General features: G+C 72.6%; 13 protein-coding genes. 6 read left to right on the forward strand and 7 right to left on the reverse strand.

Annotated elements, in window-relative coordinates:
• The first annotated feature begins 50 nt into the window (after window positions 1-50).
• Complete coding sequence (locus AB0B35_RS33320; RefSeq protein ID WP_361053178.1) at window positions 51-785, forward strand: GNAT family N-acetyltransferase; 735 nt, start codon at window positions 51-53, stop codon at window positions 783-785.
• A gap of 9 nt (window positions 786-794) precedes the next feature.
• On the opposite strand, the gene AB0B35_RS33325 is transcribed toward AB0B35_RS33320, so the two are convergent.
• From AB0B35_RS33325 to AB0B35_RS33340, 4 genes are all read right to left on the reverse strand, one after another.
• Window positions 795-1,514, reverse strand: coding sequence for a M50 family metallopeptidase (locus AB0B35_RS33325; RefSeq protein ID WP_361053181.1), 720 nt, complete (start codon window positions 1,512-1,514; stop codon window positions 795-797).
• Between the two features lie 184 nt (window positions 1,515-1,698).
• Window positions 1,699-2,505, reverse strand: coding sequence for a sugar nucleotide-binding protein (locus AB0B35_RS33330; protein WP_361053183.1), 807 nt, complete (start codon window positions 2,503-2,505; stop codon window positions 1,699-1,701).
• Window positions 2,505-4,298: an aspartate--tRNA ligase gene (gene aspS / locus AB0B35_RS33335; protein ID WP_360539332.1), complete on the reverse strand. Its 1,794-nt coding sequence runs from the start codon at window positions 4,296-4,298 to the stop codon at window positions 2,505-2,507. The genes AB0B35_RS33330 and aspS overlap by 1 nt, the downstream gene beginning before the upstream one ends.
• A 257-nt stretch (window positions 4,299-4,555) precedes the next feature.
• On the reverse strand, window positions 4,556-5,158 hold the full coding sequence (locus tag AB0B35_RS33340) for a hypothetical protein (RefSeq protein WP_361053186.1): 603 nt from the start codon (window positions 5,156-5,158) through the stop codon (window positions 4,556-4,558).
• A gap of 35 nt (window positions 5,159-5,193) precedes the next feature.
• On the opposite strand from AB0B35_RS33340, the gene AB0B35_RS33345 reads away from it, so the two are divergent.
• Entirely contained in the window at window positions 5,194-5,889 is a 696-nt protein-coding gene (locus AB0B35_RS33345) for a response regulator transcription factor (RefSeq protein WP_361053189.1), read from the forward strand.
• Entirely contained in the window at window positions 5,886-7,217 is a 1,332-nt protein-coding gene (locus AB0B35_RS33350) for a HAMP domain-containing sensor histidine kinase (RefSeq protein ID WP_361053192.1), read from the forward strand. The genes AB0B35_RS33345 and AB0B35_RS33350 overlap by 4 nt, the downstream gene beginning before the upstream one ends.
• Before the next feature lie 112 nt (window positions 7,218-7,329).
• Here AB0B35_RS33350 and AB0B35_RS33355 read toward each other — a convergent pair whose 3' ends face one another.
• Genes AB0B35_RS33355 through AB0B35_RS33365 form a run of 3 tightly spaced genes read right to left on the reverse strand, consistent with a single transcriptional unit; the run spans window position 7,330 to window position 11,007 of the window.
• Entirely contained in the window at window positions 7,330-8,889 is a 1,560-nt protein-coding gene (locus AB0B35_RS33355; protein WP_361053195.1) for a glycoside hydrolase family 3 N-terminal domain-containing protein, read from the reverse strand.
• Between the two features lie 54 nt (window positions 8,890-8,943).
• Window positions 8,944-10,278, reverse strand: a complete 1,335-nt coding sequence (hisS, locus tag AB0B35_RS33360) for a histidine--tRNA ligase (protein ID WP_361053197.1) — start codon at window positions 10,276-10,278, stop codon at window positions 8,944-8,946.
• Between the two features lie 33 nt (window positions 10,279-10,311).
• Entirely contained in the window at window positions 10,312-11,007 is a 696-nt protein-coding gene (locus tag AB0B35_RS33365; RefSeq protein WP_361053200.1) for an MBL fold metallo-hydrolase, read from the reverse strand.
• A 282-nt stretch (window positions 11,008-11,289) separates the two neighbouring features.
• On the opposite strand from AB0B35_RS33365, the gene AB0B35_RS33370 reads away from it, so the two are divergent.
• The 3 genes from AB0B35_RS33370 (at window position 11,290) to AB0B35_RS33380 (ending at window position 14,055) form a co-directional block, all read left to right on the forward strand.
• Window positions 11,290-12,234 carry a peptidylprolyl isomerase gene (locus AB0B35_RS33370; RefSeq protein WP_361053203.1) on the forward strand — a complete coding sequence of 315 codons (945 nt, stop codon included), beginning with the start codon at window positions 11,290-11,292 and terminating at the stop codon, window positions 12,232-12,234.
• Between the two features lie 26 nt (window positions 12,235-12,260).
• Window positions 12,261-13,082: a peptidylprolyl isomerase gene (locus tag AB0B35_RS33375; RefSeq protein ID WP_361053206.1), complete on the forward strand. Its 822-nt coding sequence runs from the start codon at window positions 12,261-12,263 to the stop codon at window positions 13,080-13,082.
• Window positions 13,083-13,236: 154 nt separating this feature from the next.
• Complete coding sequence (locus AB0B35_RS33380) at window positions 13,237-14,055, forward strand: peptidylprolyl isomerase (RefSeq protein WP_361053210.1); 819 nt, start codon at window positions 13,237-13,239, stop codon at window positions 14,053-14,055.
• The last annotated feature ends 88 nt before the right edge of the window (window positions 14,056-14,143 follow it).

Raw genomic sequence — 14,143 nt, forward strand, 5'->3', positions numbered from 1 at the left:
CTCCGGCCGCCTCGGCCGATCTTCCCCCACCTGGCCGGTAAGGTGGCGCCGTGGCTCTCACCCCTGACTTCCTCGGCCGTGAAGACCTGCTCGCGAAGGTCGGCGACCACCCCTACGCGCGCCTGACCGCCGGCGGCGACGACGTGCGGGGCTACCTGCTGGACGGCGCGCTGGCGTGGACCTCGCTCGGTCCGTGGGGACCGGTGGCGGCCTCGCTCGGCGACCCGGCCCCGGTCGCCGCGCTGTTCGCACGGCTCGCCGCCGACGGCGCGCTGGCCGCGGGCACCTGGCTGCACCTGCCCCGGCTCTCCCGCGCCGAGACGGCCGCGGCGCTGCCCGCCGACGTGCACGACGACTGGGACTTCCTGTGGACCACCGCCGCGCCCGCGCCGCACCCTGGTGAGTCCGCGGTGGTCGCGCTGGACGAGACCGACCACGACGGCATCGCCGCGGTGCTCGACGACGCGCTGCCGCACAGCACCAGCCGCCCCGGCGACCCGCGCATCCGGTGCTGGTACGGCATCCGTGAGGGCGGCCGGGTGGTGGCCGTCGCGGGCGACCGCAGCCCGAACGGCGTCGGCTTCCTGGCCGGCATCGCCGTCACCTCGACCGCGCAGGGCCGCGGCCACGGGGCGGCCTTGACCACCGCGCTGACCCGCCGCCTGATCGCCGAGTTCGGCATCAGCTCGCTGGGCGTGATGTCCGACAACACCCGCGCCCTGGCCCTCTACCGCCGCCTCGGCTACACCGAGTCCATCCTGCGCACCTCACTGCGCCTGTCCTGAGGCGTGGGGTCACCGAGGCAGGGCGGTGTCCGGCAGCAGGTCGAGCAGGTATGCCCCTGCCAGCACGGAGCCCACGGTCCAGAGCAGGAACACGAAGACCCAGAACCCGCCCGGCAGCCGGGTGATGCCCGCGAGCTGGTCAGGGTCGGACCGCATCCCGCTGCCCCGCCGCCGGTGCAGCTGCACCTCCACCACCGGCCGCACGCCGCCGATGAGCAGGAACCACACTCCCGTGTACGCGAACAGCGCCTGCCACGGCGCGGTGGCGTACCAGGACACGGCGAACACGGCCGCGCCGGTGGCCAGGATCAGCAGCAGCCCGTAGAAGTTGCGGATCATGATGAGGATCGGCACCAGCAGCACGATGGTGATCCACAGCAGCAGCCGGATGTGACCCCGGTCGAGCAGCGCCGCGCCCGCGATGCCCAGCAGCGACGGGGTCGCGTAGCCGGCGAGCAGGGTCACCGCCATGCCGATCCCGGTCGGCTTGCCCTTCATGATCGTGAGCCCGGACGTGTCCGAGTGCAGCCGGATGCCCCGCAGCCGCCGCCCGGTCAGCACCGCGGCGGCCGCGTGCCCGCCCTCGTGCGCGATGGTGATGGCGTTGCGCACGACCCGCCAGGTCGTGTTGACGACTACCAGCGCCAGCGCGATGAGCGCCGCCCCGGCCACGACGCCGAACGGGGGCTGCGCCTGCGCGCCGAGGATGTCACCGAGGGAGAACGGCATCAGCGCACCTTACCCGCGCCCCATCACCCACACGATCCCCCGCCCGCTTTCGATGCGATAGGCCGACGTCGTTTTGCACGAAGCGGTCGGCGAAGGTGTCCCGTGCGCGGCTTACATCTTTTTCGATGTGCTCACACGAAAAAGATGTGACCGCTCGGACTCGTATGTTCGCTCACGCCCCCGGTCAGGACAGGATCTCGGTGACGCCGCGTAGGCGCGTGCGCAGGACGGACGCGGCGAGGGTGGGGTCGAGGCGGACCTCGGCCGGGGAGACGAAGCCGCGTTCGAGGGCGGAGCCGGCCGGCACCCGGTCGGCGGGGATGCCGTGCTTGGCGGCGATGCGCACGCCCAGCTCGTGGCGGCTGATCGCCTCGGGGCCGGCCACGTTGAGGATGCCCCGGAAGTCGCCCTCAGCCAGTTCCAGCAGGGCCGCGGCGAGGTCGTCGACCGCGACCGGGCACCGGATGTGGTCGGTGAACAGCACGCCGTCCACCCGTCCGGCCGCCATGTCCAGCGCGAGCTGGTGCTGCTTCGAGGCGTCGTCCCCGATGATGAGCGAGGTGCGCGCGACGGCGGCGTCAGGGTGCACGGCGAGCACCGCGGTCTCCGCCGCCGCCTTGGCCGCGCCGTACGGGTACACCGGCTCCGGCAGGTCGGCCTCGATGTACGCGGTCGGGCGACCTTTGAAGATCGCGTCCGAGGACACGTGCACCAGCCGCGCCCCGGTACGCGCCGCGGCCGCCGCGACGTGCGCCGCGCCCAGCGCGGTGACCGCCCAGTCCGACTGGACGTAGCTGGTGTGCACCACGGCGTCGGGCCGCAGCTCGTCGAGGAGCAGGTCGACGGCCGACCGGTCCCGGACGTCGAGCGGCACCAGCCCTTCCACACGAGTGGAGTGGCTGGTGCCGGTCACGTCGTGCCCCGCCGCGCGGGCGAGGGCGACCAGGCGGCCACCGGTGTATCCCGAACCTCCGGTGACCAGGATCCGCATTACTTCGCGGCGGCCTTGGCCTTGGCTGCGTCCTCGCCCGGGGCCTTCGGCTTGGCGTCGACGCCCGCCTCCAGGCGCTGCTGCGCCGTGATCGGGGTGGGCGCGCCGGTCAGCGGGTCGAAGCCACCGCCGGACTTCGGGAACGCGATGACGTCGCGGATCGAGTCGACACCGGCCAGCAGCATGCAGACCCGGTCCCAGCCCAGCGCGATGCCGCCGTGCGGCGGCGGGCCGTACGCGAACGCGTCGAGCAGGAAGCCGAACTTGTCCTTGGCCTCCTCGTCGGTGATGCCGAGCAGGGTGAACACCCGCTTCTGCACGTCGCCGCGGTGGATACGGATCGAGCCGCCGCCGATCTCGTTGCCGTTGCAGACGATGTCGTACGCGTATGCCAGCGCCTTGTCCGGGGCCGACTCGAAGTTGTCGATCCAGTCCTCGTTCGGCGAGGTGAACGGGTGGTGCACCGCGGTCCAGGCGCCCTCGACGACGCCCTCGCCCGGGATGTCGACCGGCTCGAACATCGGCGCGTCGACGACCCAGCAGAACGCCCACGCCGACTCGTCGATCAGGTTCGCCCGCTTGGCGATCTCGATGCGGGCCGCGCCGAGCAGCTCCTGCGAGTGGCGGCGGGTGCCGGCCGCGAAGAACACGGCGTCGCCGGGCTTCGCGCCGACGGCGTCGGCCAGGCCGTTCAGGTGCGCCTCGGACAGGTTCTTGGCGACGGGGCCGCGGGCCTCGCCGGTCTCCGCGTCGAGCACCACGTACGCCAGGCCGCGGGCGCCGCGCGCCTTGGCCCAGTCCTGCCAGCCGTCGAGCTCCTTGCGGGTCTGCGCCGCGCCGCCGGGCATGACGACCGCGCCGACGTACTCGGCCTGGAACACCCGGAACTCGGTGCCCGCGAAGTACTCGGTCAGCTCGGTCAGCTCGACCTGGTAGCGCAGGTCGGGCTTGTCGGAGCCGTAGCGGTTCATCGCGTCGTGGTAGGTGATGCGCGGGATCGGCGTCGGGATCTCGTGGTCGGCCAGCTCGCGCCACAGCGAGCCGACGATCTCCTCGCCGAGCTCGATGACGTCGTCCTGGGTCACGAACGACATCTCGATGTCGAGCTGGGTGAACTCGGGCTGCCGGTCGGCCCGGAAGTCCTCGTCGCGGTAACAGCGCGCGATCTGGTAGTAGCGCTCCATGCCGGCGACCATCAGCAGCTGCTTGAACAGCTGCGGCGACTGCGGCAGCGCGTACCACGCGCCGGGCTGCAGCCGGACCGGGACCAGGAAGTCGCGCGCGCCCTCGGGCGTGGACCGGGTCAGCGTCGGGGTCTCGATCTCCAGGAAGTCGCGCGCGCCCAGCACCTCGCGGGCGATGGCGTTGGCCCGCGAGCGCAGCCGGATCGCCTTGGCCTGGTTGGCGCGGCGCAGGTCCAGGTAGCGGTGGCGCAGGCGCGCCTCCTCGCCGACGGTGACGTGCTCGTCGATCGGGAACGGCAGCGGCGCGGCCTCCGACAGCACGGTCAGGTCGGTGACGGTGACCTCGATCGCGCCGGTCGGCAGCTCGGGGTTCTCGTTGCCCTCGGGCCGCTGCCCCACGGTGCCGGTGACCTTGACGCAGTACTCGTTGCGCAGCGCGTGCGCCTGGGCCTCGTCACGGAACACGATCTGCACGATGCCCGAGGCGTCGCGCAGGTCGATGAAGGTCACTCCGCCGTGATCACGTCGCCGGGCCACCCAGCCGGCGAGGGTGACGCTCTGGCCGGCGTGCTCGGCACGCAGACTGCCAGCGGTGTGGGTACGGATCACGATGCTCTCCTCGGACTGCGGAAACACGCCGCCATGAGTACGGGCGACGCCAGAGGTCATTCTCGCATGTGCCCGGGTCCGCCCCGTCGTGAGCGCTGCCTACCTGAAATCAGCCTCAAACGCAGCCCAAGAAGGGCTTAGCGAGCTTTGTCCCCGGCCCGGTCGATCCGAGGCTCGTTCACATGACGTCCGCGCTCCGTGCCCCCGTCCGGCGTGCCGCCTCTCACGCGGCACGCCGCGGGGGCCGGGACGCGCCGTCACCGGACGGTGGTGACCTCCGAGTACGGCCGCCCCTCCCACCAGATCGCGTCGACGATGATCTGGTCGGCGGCGCGGTGGAACTGCACCACGACCCGCTCCGGATCCGGCTGCGAGGTGGCGACCTGGTAGTCGCCGCGCGGCGTGGCCGACACGAGGTAGACCCGCTCGTTCGCCATCCGGATCACCGCGGTGCCGCCCGCGGTCGGGAAGCTGCGCAGGTAGGACCGCGAGCCGTCGGACTCGGTGAACACCTGCCAGCCGTCGACCGTCATGGCCGGTGACGGCTGCGCCGGCGGCTTGGCCGCCGGGGTCGGCGACGTGCGCGCCGGAGCGGGCGAGGCCAAGGTCGCCGGTGGGGGCGGGGACGACGACGGCACGGGGGGCAGCGTCACCGTGGGCACCGGTCGCGACGGCGTGACCAGCGGCTCGGGCAGTTGCGGGGGCAGCGCCTCCAGGCGCAGCGGCACCGGCTCGGGCACCGCGGTGGCCAGCACGGGGCCCAGCCCCACCCACACCACGGCGGCCGACGCGGCGGTCAGCACGAACCAGCCGCCGACGTACGCCAACGACCTCGCGCGAAACGGCCACCCCGAACCCATCCCGCTATCTAACAGCTTCCGATACGGTGCCAGCCATGCCCCTCGTACTCGTCGTGGAGGACGACCCCGCCATTCGCGACGCGCTCGGCAACGCCCTGACCGTCGCCGGATACGCCGTGCAGACGGTCGGCACGGCGCTGCAAGGACTGAAGTCGCTCACCAGCGAACGCAGCGAGCGACCCGACCTGGTCATCCTCGACCTCGGACTGCCCGATCTGGACGGAGCCGACGCCCTGCGCATGATGCGGGCCGTCAGTGACGTGCCGGTCATCGTCGCCACCGCCCGCCGCGGCGAGCACGACGCGATCCGGCTGCTCAACTCCGGCGCCGACGACTACATGACCAAGCCGTTCTCCGCCGCGCACGTGACCGCCCGGGTGGCCGCGGTGCTGCGCCGGACCCAGCCGCGGTTCGAAGCCTCGGACACGGTGGTCGAGATCGGGCCGCTGCGCATGGACGAGAGCACCCGCGTGGTGACCCTGGACGGCTCCCCGCTCACCCTGACCCGCAAGGAGTACGACGTGCTGGCATACCTCGCGGCCCGGGTGGGCCGGGTGGTGACCCGCCGCGAGCTGTTCACGGAGGTGTGGCAGCAGCCCTTCGTCGGCGCCGACCAGACCCTGGACGTGCACCTGTCCTGGCTGCGGCGCAAGCTCGGCGAGACCGCGGCCCAGCCGCGCATGCTGCGTACCATCCGCGGCGTCGGCGTCATGCTGGTGCCGCCGTCATGAGGGCGATGCTGGCCCGTGGCGCGCTGGCCGTCACGTCGATGGTGGCGCTGGCCTTCCTTGTGCCGCTGGCGCTGGTCACCAAGCAGATCGCCGAGGACCGCGCGCTGCTCGACGCCCGCCAGCAGGCCGCCGCGGTGGTCACCGCACTGGCCGTGTCGAGCGACCCGGCGGTGCTGAGCCGGGCCATGGCGGCCACCGCCGACGGCCCGCGCCAGCGGCTGGCCGTGCACCTGTCCAGCGGGGTGTCGCTGGGCGCGAGCCGGGCCGAGATGGCCGACGTCAAGCTCGCCGCCGACCGGGGCGGCTCGATGACCGCGCCGGTCGCGGACGGGCTGGTGTACCTGCAGCCGGCCGCGCTCGACGGCGGCCGCAACGCCGTGGTCGAGGTGTTCGTGCCCGAGGCCGACCTGTCCCGGGGCGTGGCCACCGCGTGGTGGTCCATGGGCGCGCTGGCGGCGCTGCTGGTCGCGGTGTCGGTGGCGCTGGCCGACCGGCTCGGCTGGCGGGTGGTCGGTGCGACCCGGCAACTGGCCCGCGCCTCCCGCGCGGTCGGCTCCGGCGACCTGACCGTACGCGTGCACCCGGCCGGCCCGCCCGACCTGGTCGAGGTCGGCGAGGCCTTCAACGCCATGGCCGACCGGCTCAACGCGGTCATCGACGCCGAACGCGAGCGCGCCGCCGACCTGTCGCACCGGCTGCGCACGCCGCTGACCGCGCTGCGCCTGGACACCGACGCGCTGCCGCCCGGCCCGGAGAGCGACCGTATGCGCCAGGCTGTCGAAGCCCTCGACGCCGAGATCGACGCGATCATCGCCGGGGCCCGGCGCACCGCCGCCGAACGCGCCGCCGAGGAGACCGACCTCGTCGACGTCGTCGCCGACCGCCTCGCGTTCTGGGCCGTGCTCGCCGAGGACCACGGCCGCCCCTGGGAGGTCGTCGGCGCGGACGAGCCGGTCTGGCTGCCGGTCCCCCGATCCGACGCCATCGGCGCGGTCGACGCCCTGATCGGCAACATCTTCCGGCACACCCCGCACGGCACCGCGTTCCGCGTCACCGTCACCCCCGACGCGATGGTGGTCGAGGACGCGGGTCCCGGCATCGCCGACGCCGACGCGGCCCTGCAGCGCGGCGTCAGCGGCGGCGGCTCCACCGGCCTGGGCCTGGACATCGTCTGCCAGCTCGCCCGCCAAGCCGGCGGCAGCGTCGCCGTCGACCACGGCGACCTGGGCGGCGCCCGCATCACCGTCACCCTGACCTCGCTGGCCCCCACCTCCCCCGCCCCCGCCCACGCCGCCGCCGTCCGCTTCCGCCGCGGCCAACAAGCCTGACCCCACCCCACACAGCAAAAGCACCCTTCCCAAAGGAAGGGCACCTTCACATCGCTATTCGTAGAGGAAGGGCACCTTCTTAACTTCAGAGGGTGCCTGGGCTGGGATGACGTCAGCGCGATCCGGCGAGGGCCTCCGCGGCGGCCTGGCCGCACACGGCGGCTGCGCCGTACGTCGCCAGGTGCACCGCTCCGATCGGCTCCCCCGCCGCCACACCCATCTCGACCACGACCGTCTCCGGACGCGCCGCCACGACGGCCTCGATCAGGCGTGCCAGCCACGGGTGCCGGTGCGGGTCACGGCAGACCAGCACGGGGACGCGCCCGTCGGCTCCGGCCAGCACGTCGGCGACCGTCGCCCGCTCGTCCAGCCGCACGACCGTCGTGTCGGGCCGCAGCTCCTTCAGCGGCGCGCCCACGCCCCACGGCGTACGCGCCTCGATGGCCAGGTTGGTGGCCACCCCGAACTCGACCACGTGCGCGGGACCGGCCAGCGGCAACGTGCCCGCGCCGGTGACGCGCAGCGCGCGCCGGGCCGCGGCCAGGCCGACCTCGGGCCGGTCGGCGGCGTGCCACTGGGCGGCCGCGGCGGCGCGGGCACCGCGCAGGGCCGCGCTCTCGGCGGCGAACGTCGCGACCCGGGAGGCCGCTTCGGCCAGCCGGCTCTCCGGCAGCTCACCGCTGACGACCGCGTCGACGATGCTGGTGCGCAGCAGTTCCACGACGGCCTCGTCGGCGCTCTCGCCGCCGACGCAGATGGCGTCCGCGCCGCCGGCGATGGCCAGCGCGGCCGCCCCGCCCAGGCCGTAGCGCTGGGACACCGAGGCCATCTCGATGCCGTCGGTGACCACCAGGCCCTTGAAGCCGAGCTGCTCGCGGAGCAGGTCGATGAGCACCGAGCGGCTCATGGTCGCCGGGCGCTCCGGGTCCAGCGCGGGCACCAGCAGGTGCGCGGTCATGATGGAGCGCACTCCGGCGTCGATCGCCGCGGTGAACGGCGGCAGCTCGACCTGGCCGAGCCGGGCGGCGTCGACCTCGATGATCGGCAGGCCGTGGTGGGAGTCGACGCCGGTGTCGCCGTGGCCGGGGAAGTGCTTGGCGCAGGCGGCCACGCCGGTGGACTGCAGGCCCCGGATCCAGGCCGCGGTGTGCCGGGCCACCAGGTCCGGGTCGCCGCCGAAGGAGCGTACGCCGATGACCGGGTTGGCCGGGTTGTTGTTCACGTCCGCGGCGGGCGCGTAGTCCAGGGTGATCCCGGCCGCGGCGAGCTGCGCGCCGATGTCGGCGGCGACGGCCTCGGTCAGCGCCGGGTCGTCCACGGCGCCGAGGGCGTGGTTGCCGGGTCGGCGGCTGCCGTGCTCCACGTCGAGGCGGGTGACGTCACCGGACTCCTCGTCGACGGCGATGATCACGTCGGGGTTCTCCGCGACCAGGGCCGCGTTCAGCGCCGCGACCTGGTCGAGGTCGACGATGTTGCGGGCGAACAGCACGACGCCGCCCAGGCCGTCGTTGAGGCGGCGGCGCAGCCAGTCGGGTGGCACGGTGCCGACGAAGCCGGGTTGCAGCACCGCGTCGGCCAGCCGGAGCAGACCACGATCGTGCAGGTGGGGCCGCTGTCCCGGCGCTGTGGTGGTGCCCAGCGCCGGGGACGTGCGGTGGTCTGTCGTGGTCATGCGCGTACGGCCCCCGTTTCAGAGTCGAGGACCACACACTATTACTTAAGTTTCCTAATTAAAAGTCCCCTCCACCACCGGGATGAGATCCTCCGCCGGAGGTGTCCAGTTTCCGGCCGACGCCTCGACCTGATCGCCCGAACGGATGTCCTTCACGGTGTCCGCCGCGCCCTCGGCCCCGGGGAACCAGACGTACGGGATACCCCGCCGGTCGGCGAACTTGATCTGCTTGCCGAACTTGGCCGCGCTCGGCGACACCTCGGTCGCGATGCCCCGCGCGCGCAGCTGCGCCGCGATCCGGTCACAGGACCGGCGGTCCTCCTCGGCCCCCACCGCGACCAGCACCGCGGTCGGCACCGAGCGGCTGGCCGACAGCGCGTTCTCGCCGAACAGCACCCCCAGCAGTCGGCTGACCCCGATGGACAGGCCGACGCCCGGGAACCGGTCGTTGCCCGAGCTGGCCAGGTTGTCGTAGCGCCCGCCGGAGCACACCGAGCCGTAGCGCTCCAGCCCGGCCAGCGTCGTCTCGTACACGGTGCCGGTGTAGTAGTCCAGCCCGCGCGCGATCTTCAGCTCGGCCCGGCACAGCCCCGGCGAGTGCGCCGCGGCCGCCTCCACGACGGCGGCCAGCTCGGCCAGGCCCTCGTCCAGCAGCGGGTCGCTGACGCCGAGCTTGCGCACGTCGTCGACGAACGAGGCGTCGTCGGCGGAGATCTCCGCCAGCCCGAGCACCAGCCGCGCCTGCGACTCGGTCACCCCGAGCGGGGCCAGCTCCGCGGTCACCCCGGCCGGGCCGATCTTGTCGAGCTTGTCGACCACCCGCATCACCGCCTCCGGGTCCACCAGGTCCAGGCCCTGGTAGAAGCCCTGCAGCACCTTGCGGTTGTTGACCATCACGATCGGCTTGGGGATGGGCAGCCCGGCCAGCGCGTCACCGATGACCAGCGGCAGCTCGGCCTCGTAGTGCGCGGGCAGCGTGTCCCGGTCCACGATGTCGATGTCGGCCTGCAGGAACTCGCGGTAGCGGCCCACCTGCGGCCGCTCACCCCGCCAGGCCTTCTGGATCTGGTATCGCCGGAACGGGAAGTGCAGCTTGCCGGCGTTCTCCAGCACGAAGCGGGCGAACGGCACGGTCAGGTCGAAGTGCAGGCCGAGGCTCGCGTCGGAGGCGTCGCTGCTGTCGGCCTGCAGGCGGCGCAGCACGTACACCTCCTTGGAGGTCTCGCCCTTGCGCAGCAGCTGGTCGAGCGGCTCGACGGCGCGCGTCTCCAGTGACGCGAAGCCGTACAGCTCGAAGGTGCGGCGGATGTGGTCGAGGAAACGCTGCTCGATGATGCGCTGCGCGGGCAGCCACTCCGGGAAGCCGGACAGCGGCGTGGGCTTGCTCATGGGTAGATCACTCCAGGAAGGAAGAAGTCTGGATCAGAAGCCCCGGCGGGGCGCGTCGCCGACGCTCAGCAGCTCGCGCAGGAACGGGTTGCGCGCGCGCTCGCGGCCGATGGTCGTCGACGGCCCGTGACCGGGGAGCACCACGGTCTCGTCGGCCAGGGTCAGCACCTTGTCGCGCAGGCTCTCGGTCATGCGCGCCATGCTGCCGCCCGGCAGGTCGGTGCGGCCGATGCTGTCGCGGAAGAGCACGTCGCCGGTGAAACAGAGCGGCTCGCCCTCCTGTCCAGGCATCCGGAACATCACCGACCCGCCGGTATGGCCCGGCGCATGGTCCACGGTGATCTCCAGCCCGGCGAGGCTGAGCACGGCTCCGTCGGTCAGCTCGGCGACGTCGTCGGGCTCGGCGTACGGCAGCCGCCCGCCGAACATGGCGCTCAGGTCCACCGACAGCGCCTTGGCCGGGTCGGCCAGCAGTTCCCGGTCGGCCGGGTGGATCCAGGCGGTGATGCCCCGGGCTCCGCACACGGGCGTGACGGAGAAGGTGTGGTCCAGATGCCCGTGGGTGAGCACGACGGCGGCCGGCCGCAGCCGGTGCTCGGCCAGCACGGCGTCGAGGTGGTCCATGACCCCGATACCCGGGTCGATCACCACGCACTGCTCGCCGGGAGCGCCGGCGACCACGTAACAGTTGGTCCCGAACGCCTGCGCCGGAAAGCCCACCACAAGCACGACAAAACCCCTCTCCGCAGACTTCAGCGCCCAGCCTAGTGCTCGCGTGCGCATCGACGGCCCACGGCACGGACGTCACCGAAGGCGATCATCCATCACAGAACCAGGACGGGCATACGTGTTTCTCAGCGTTTACCCGTACACTCGCTCGGACGTGTGGCGCGGCCCACGCCCGGCCGAAAGGGCGGGCGCGGCGCGTGATGCGACACCAAACCCCTAACGTGATAAAGGTGACACAGCGGACATGCTTCGCTGCGGTCAATGGTGACAGGAGGAGCTCGGGTGGCTTCCAGCAATACCCGACAGCGCAAGCTGGCCCGCGCCAAGGTCGACCGGCAGATGGTGCGCCGGGCCGACCAGGAGCGCCGCTCGCGCCAGCTCAAGGCGGTCTTCGGCGGTGTGTTCGCGCTCGTTCTCGTCGGCGTGCTCGGGGCGTGGAGCCTCGGCGCCTTCGACGCGAAGCCGACCGAGACGGTCGCCGAGACCTGCGCCTGGAGCCCGCTCGACCTGGCGGGCAACCCGTCCCTCAAGGACGCGGGCAAGCCGGCCACGAACGGCATGCCGACCTCGGGCACGTCCGCGATGACCATCGCGTTCGCCGGCGGCAACGTCGTGGCCGACCTCGACCGCACCGCATCCCCGTGCGGCGCGGCCAGCCTCAAGTACCTCGCCGACAGCGGCTTCTACAACGACACCAAGTGCCACGCGCTGACCCACGCCGAGGGCGACTTCGCGCTGGCCTGCGGTGACCCGTCGGGCACCGGCAACGGCGGCGCGGCGTACTCCTGGTGGATGGAGAACCCGCCGGCCGTCGAGGCGCCGAGCGCGGCCCCGTCGACCACCAGCAGCGCCGCGGCCGACGCGTCGCCGAGCCCCGCCGCCGCGACCGCGGTCCGCTACCCGGCCGGCACCGTGGCCATGACGCCGAACCTCAACGGCAGCCAGTTCGTGATCTTCTACCAGGACTCGACCACCGAGACCGCGTACTCGATCGTCGGCAAGGTGACCGGTGCCGGCCTCGACGTCATCAAGAAGATCGCGCAGGCGGGCACCACCGCGAACGAGGCGGGCGAGGACGTCAAGCCCAAGCAGGACGTCGTCATCAAGACGCTGACGGTGGTCGACAACACCACCCCGGCTTCGCCGGCCAGCCCGTCCGCTCCGGCCAGCCCGGCTCCGTCCGGCGCGGCCACCTCTCCCAAGCCGTCGGCCTCGACCGCCAGTTGATCAGTAGTTAGCAGGAGGACAGACCCGTGAGTTCCACGATCCAGCGCCAGCGCGCGGCAGCCCGCGCGCGGCTCGAGCGCCAGATGGGCGAGCGGCTGGAAGAGGCCCGCAAGCGCAAGCAGCGCAACGCCGTGCTCGGCGCGGCGGTGGCCCTGCTGCTCGTCATCGGCGGCACGATCTGGCTGATGCGGACCGTCGGCGGCGACGACCCCCAGACGCCGGCCGCCGCCGCCCCGCTGCCCGAGGGCCAGGTGTGCACCTGGACGCCCGAGGACGCCAAGGCCAACCCGAACCTGAAGGACGTCGGCACGCCGCCGACCGAGGCCTCCAGCAAGGGCACGCAGACCATGACGATCACCACCAACTCCGGCGTGATCGAGGTCGCCGTGAACACGGCCAAGGCCCCGTGCACCGCCGCCGCGTTCACCTACCTGGCGGGCAAGAACTTCTTCGACAACACCAAGTGCCACCGCCTCACCACCGAGGGCATCAAGGTGCTGCAGTGCGGCGACCCGTCCGCCACCGGCATGGGCGGCCCCAGCTTCAAGATGGCCGAGGAGAACCTGCCCAACGTCACCGACCAGGCCACCGCCTACCCGGCCGGCACGGTCGCCATCGCCAACACCGGCCAGCCGGGCAGCAGCGGCAGCCAGTTCTTCCTGGTCTACGGCCCGACGACGCTGGACTCGAACTACACGGTGCTCGGCAAGATCACCAAGGGCCTCGACGTCGTGGAGAAGATCGGTGCCGCCGGCGCGGTCGACAAGGACGGCAAGGCCACCCCCGACGGTGCGCCGAAGAAGCCGGTCACCATCACCTCGTTGAAGCTGACCCCGGCCGAGAGCTGATCGCAGGTACGGCAGAACGCAGCGGGGCGGGACCTGAGGGTCCCGCCCCGCTCCGCTTCCCTTGTCCATCGCTTGTGGACACTGCGCGCCCGCCACCGGGTGCACCGCTCACCGTCACGGGTTACGCTGCGGTTCCACCTGTGACAGGAGCATCGTGACCACTTCCCCCTGGACCCCCGACAGCGGCCCGCACCAAGCACCCGCGGCGCAACGCCGCGGCACCAGCGGCTGGCTGATCGCGGCCGTGGTCACCGCCATCGTGGTGGTGCTGGTCTGCGCCGTCGTGGCCGTCACCGTGTTCGTGCTGCGCCTGCGCGACGGCGCCGCCACCGGCAGCGGACCCGCGGACACCACCGCGGGCGCCGCGGCCGGCGGCACGTGCCGGTGGCTGCCCGTCGAGGCGGCGTCGAATGTGAACGTCAAGGACGTCGGCACCCCACCGCAGAAGGTCCCGACGAACGGTGTCCAGCAGCTCACGATGACCACGAACCGCGGCGTGATCACGATCCAGGTGGATACCGGCAAGGCCCCGTGCGCGGCGGCCAGCATCACCCACCTGGCCGGCCGGCGGTTCTTCGACGGCACGAGCTGCCACCGCCTGGTCACCGAAGGCATCCAGGTGCTGCAATGCGGCGACCCGTCGGGCACCGGCATGGGCGGTCCCGCGTACCGGTTCGCCGAGGAGAACCTGCCCAACGCCACCGACCCGGCCCTCGCCTACCCCGCCGGCACGCTCGCCATGGCCAAGACCCAGGAGCCCCACACCACCGGCAGCCAGTTCTTCATCGTGTACGGCCCGACCCCGATCGCCTCCGAGTACACGGTGCTGGGCACGGTGACCGCGGGCCTGGACGTGGTGACCGCGATCGGCAAGGGCGGCGCGGTCGACCCCGCCGGCAACACCGCCACCGACGGCGCCCCCAAGTCCCCCGTCACCATCACCACCCTCACCGTCACCCCGGCCGCGCGCTGACCCCTTCGCCCGACTCTTGAAGACTCGCGCCCCAGGGGATGATAACTGTGGGGGGGTGGTTTTTGTTTTTGTGGGGGGGGAGGCGCGC

Source organism: Catellatospora sp. NPDC049133, from assembly GCF_040648455.1.
GTDB classification, from domain to species: Bacteria; Actinomycetota; Actinomycetes; order Mycobacteriales; family Micromonosporaceae; genus Catellatospora; species Catellatospora aurea.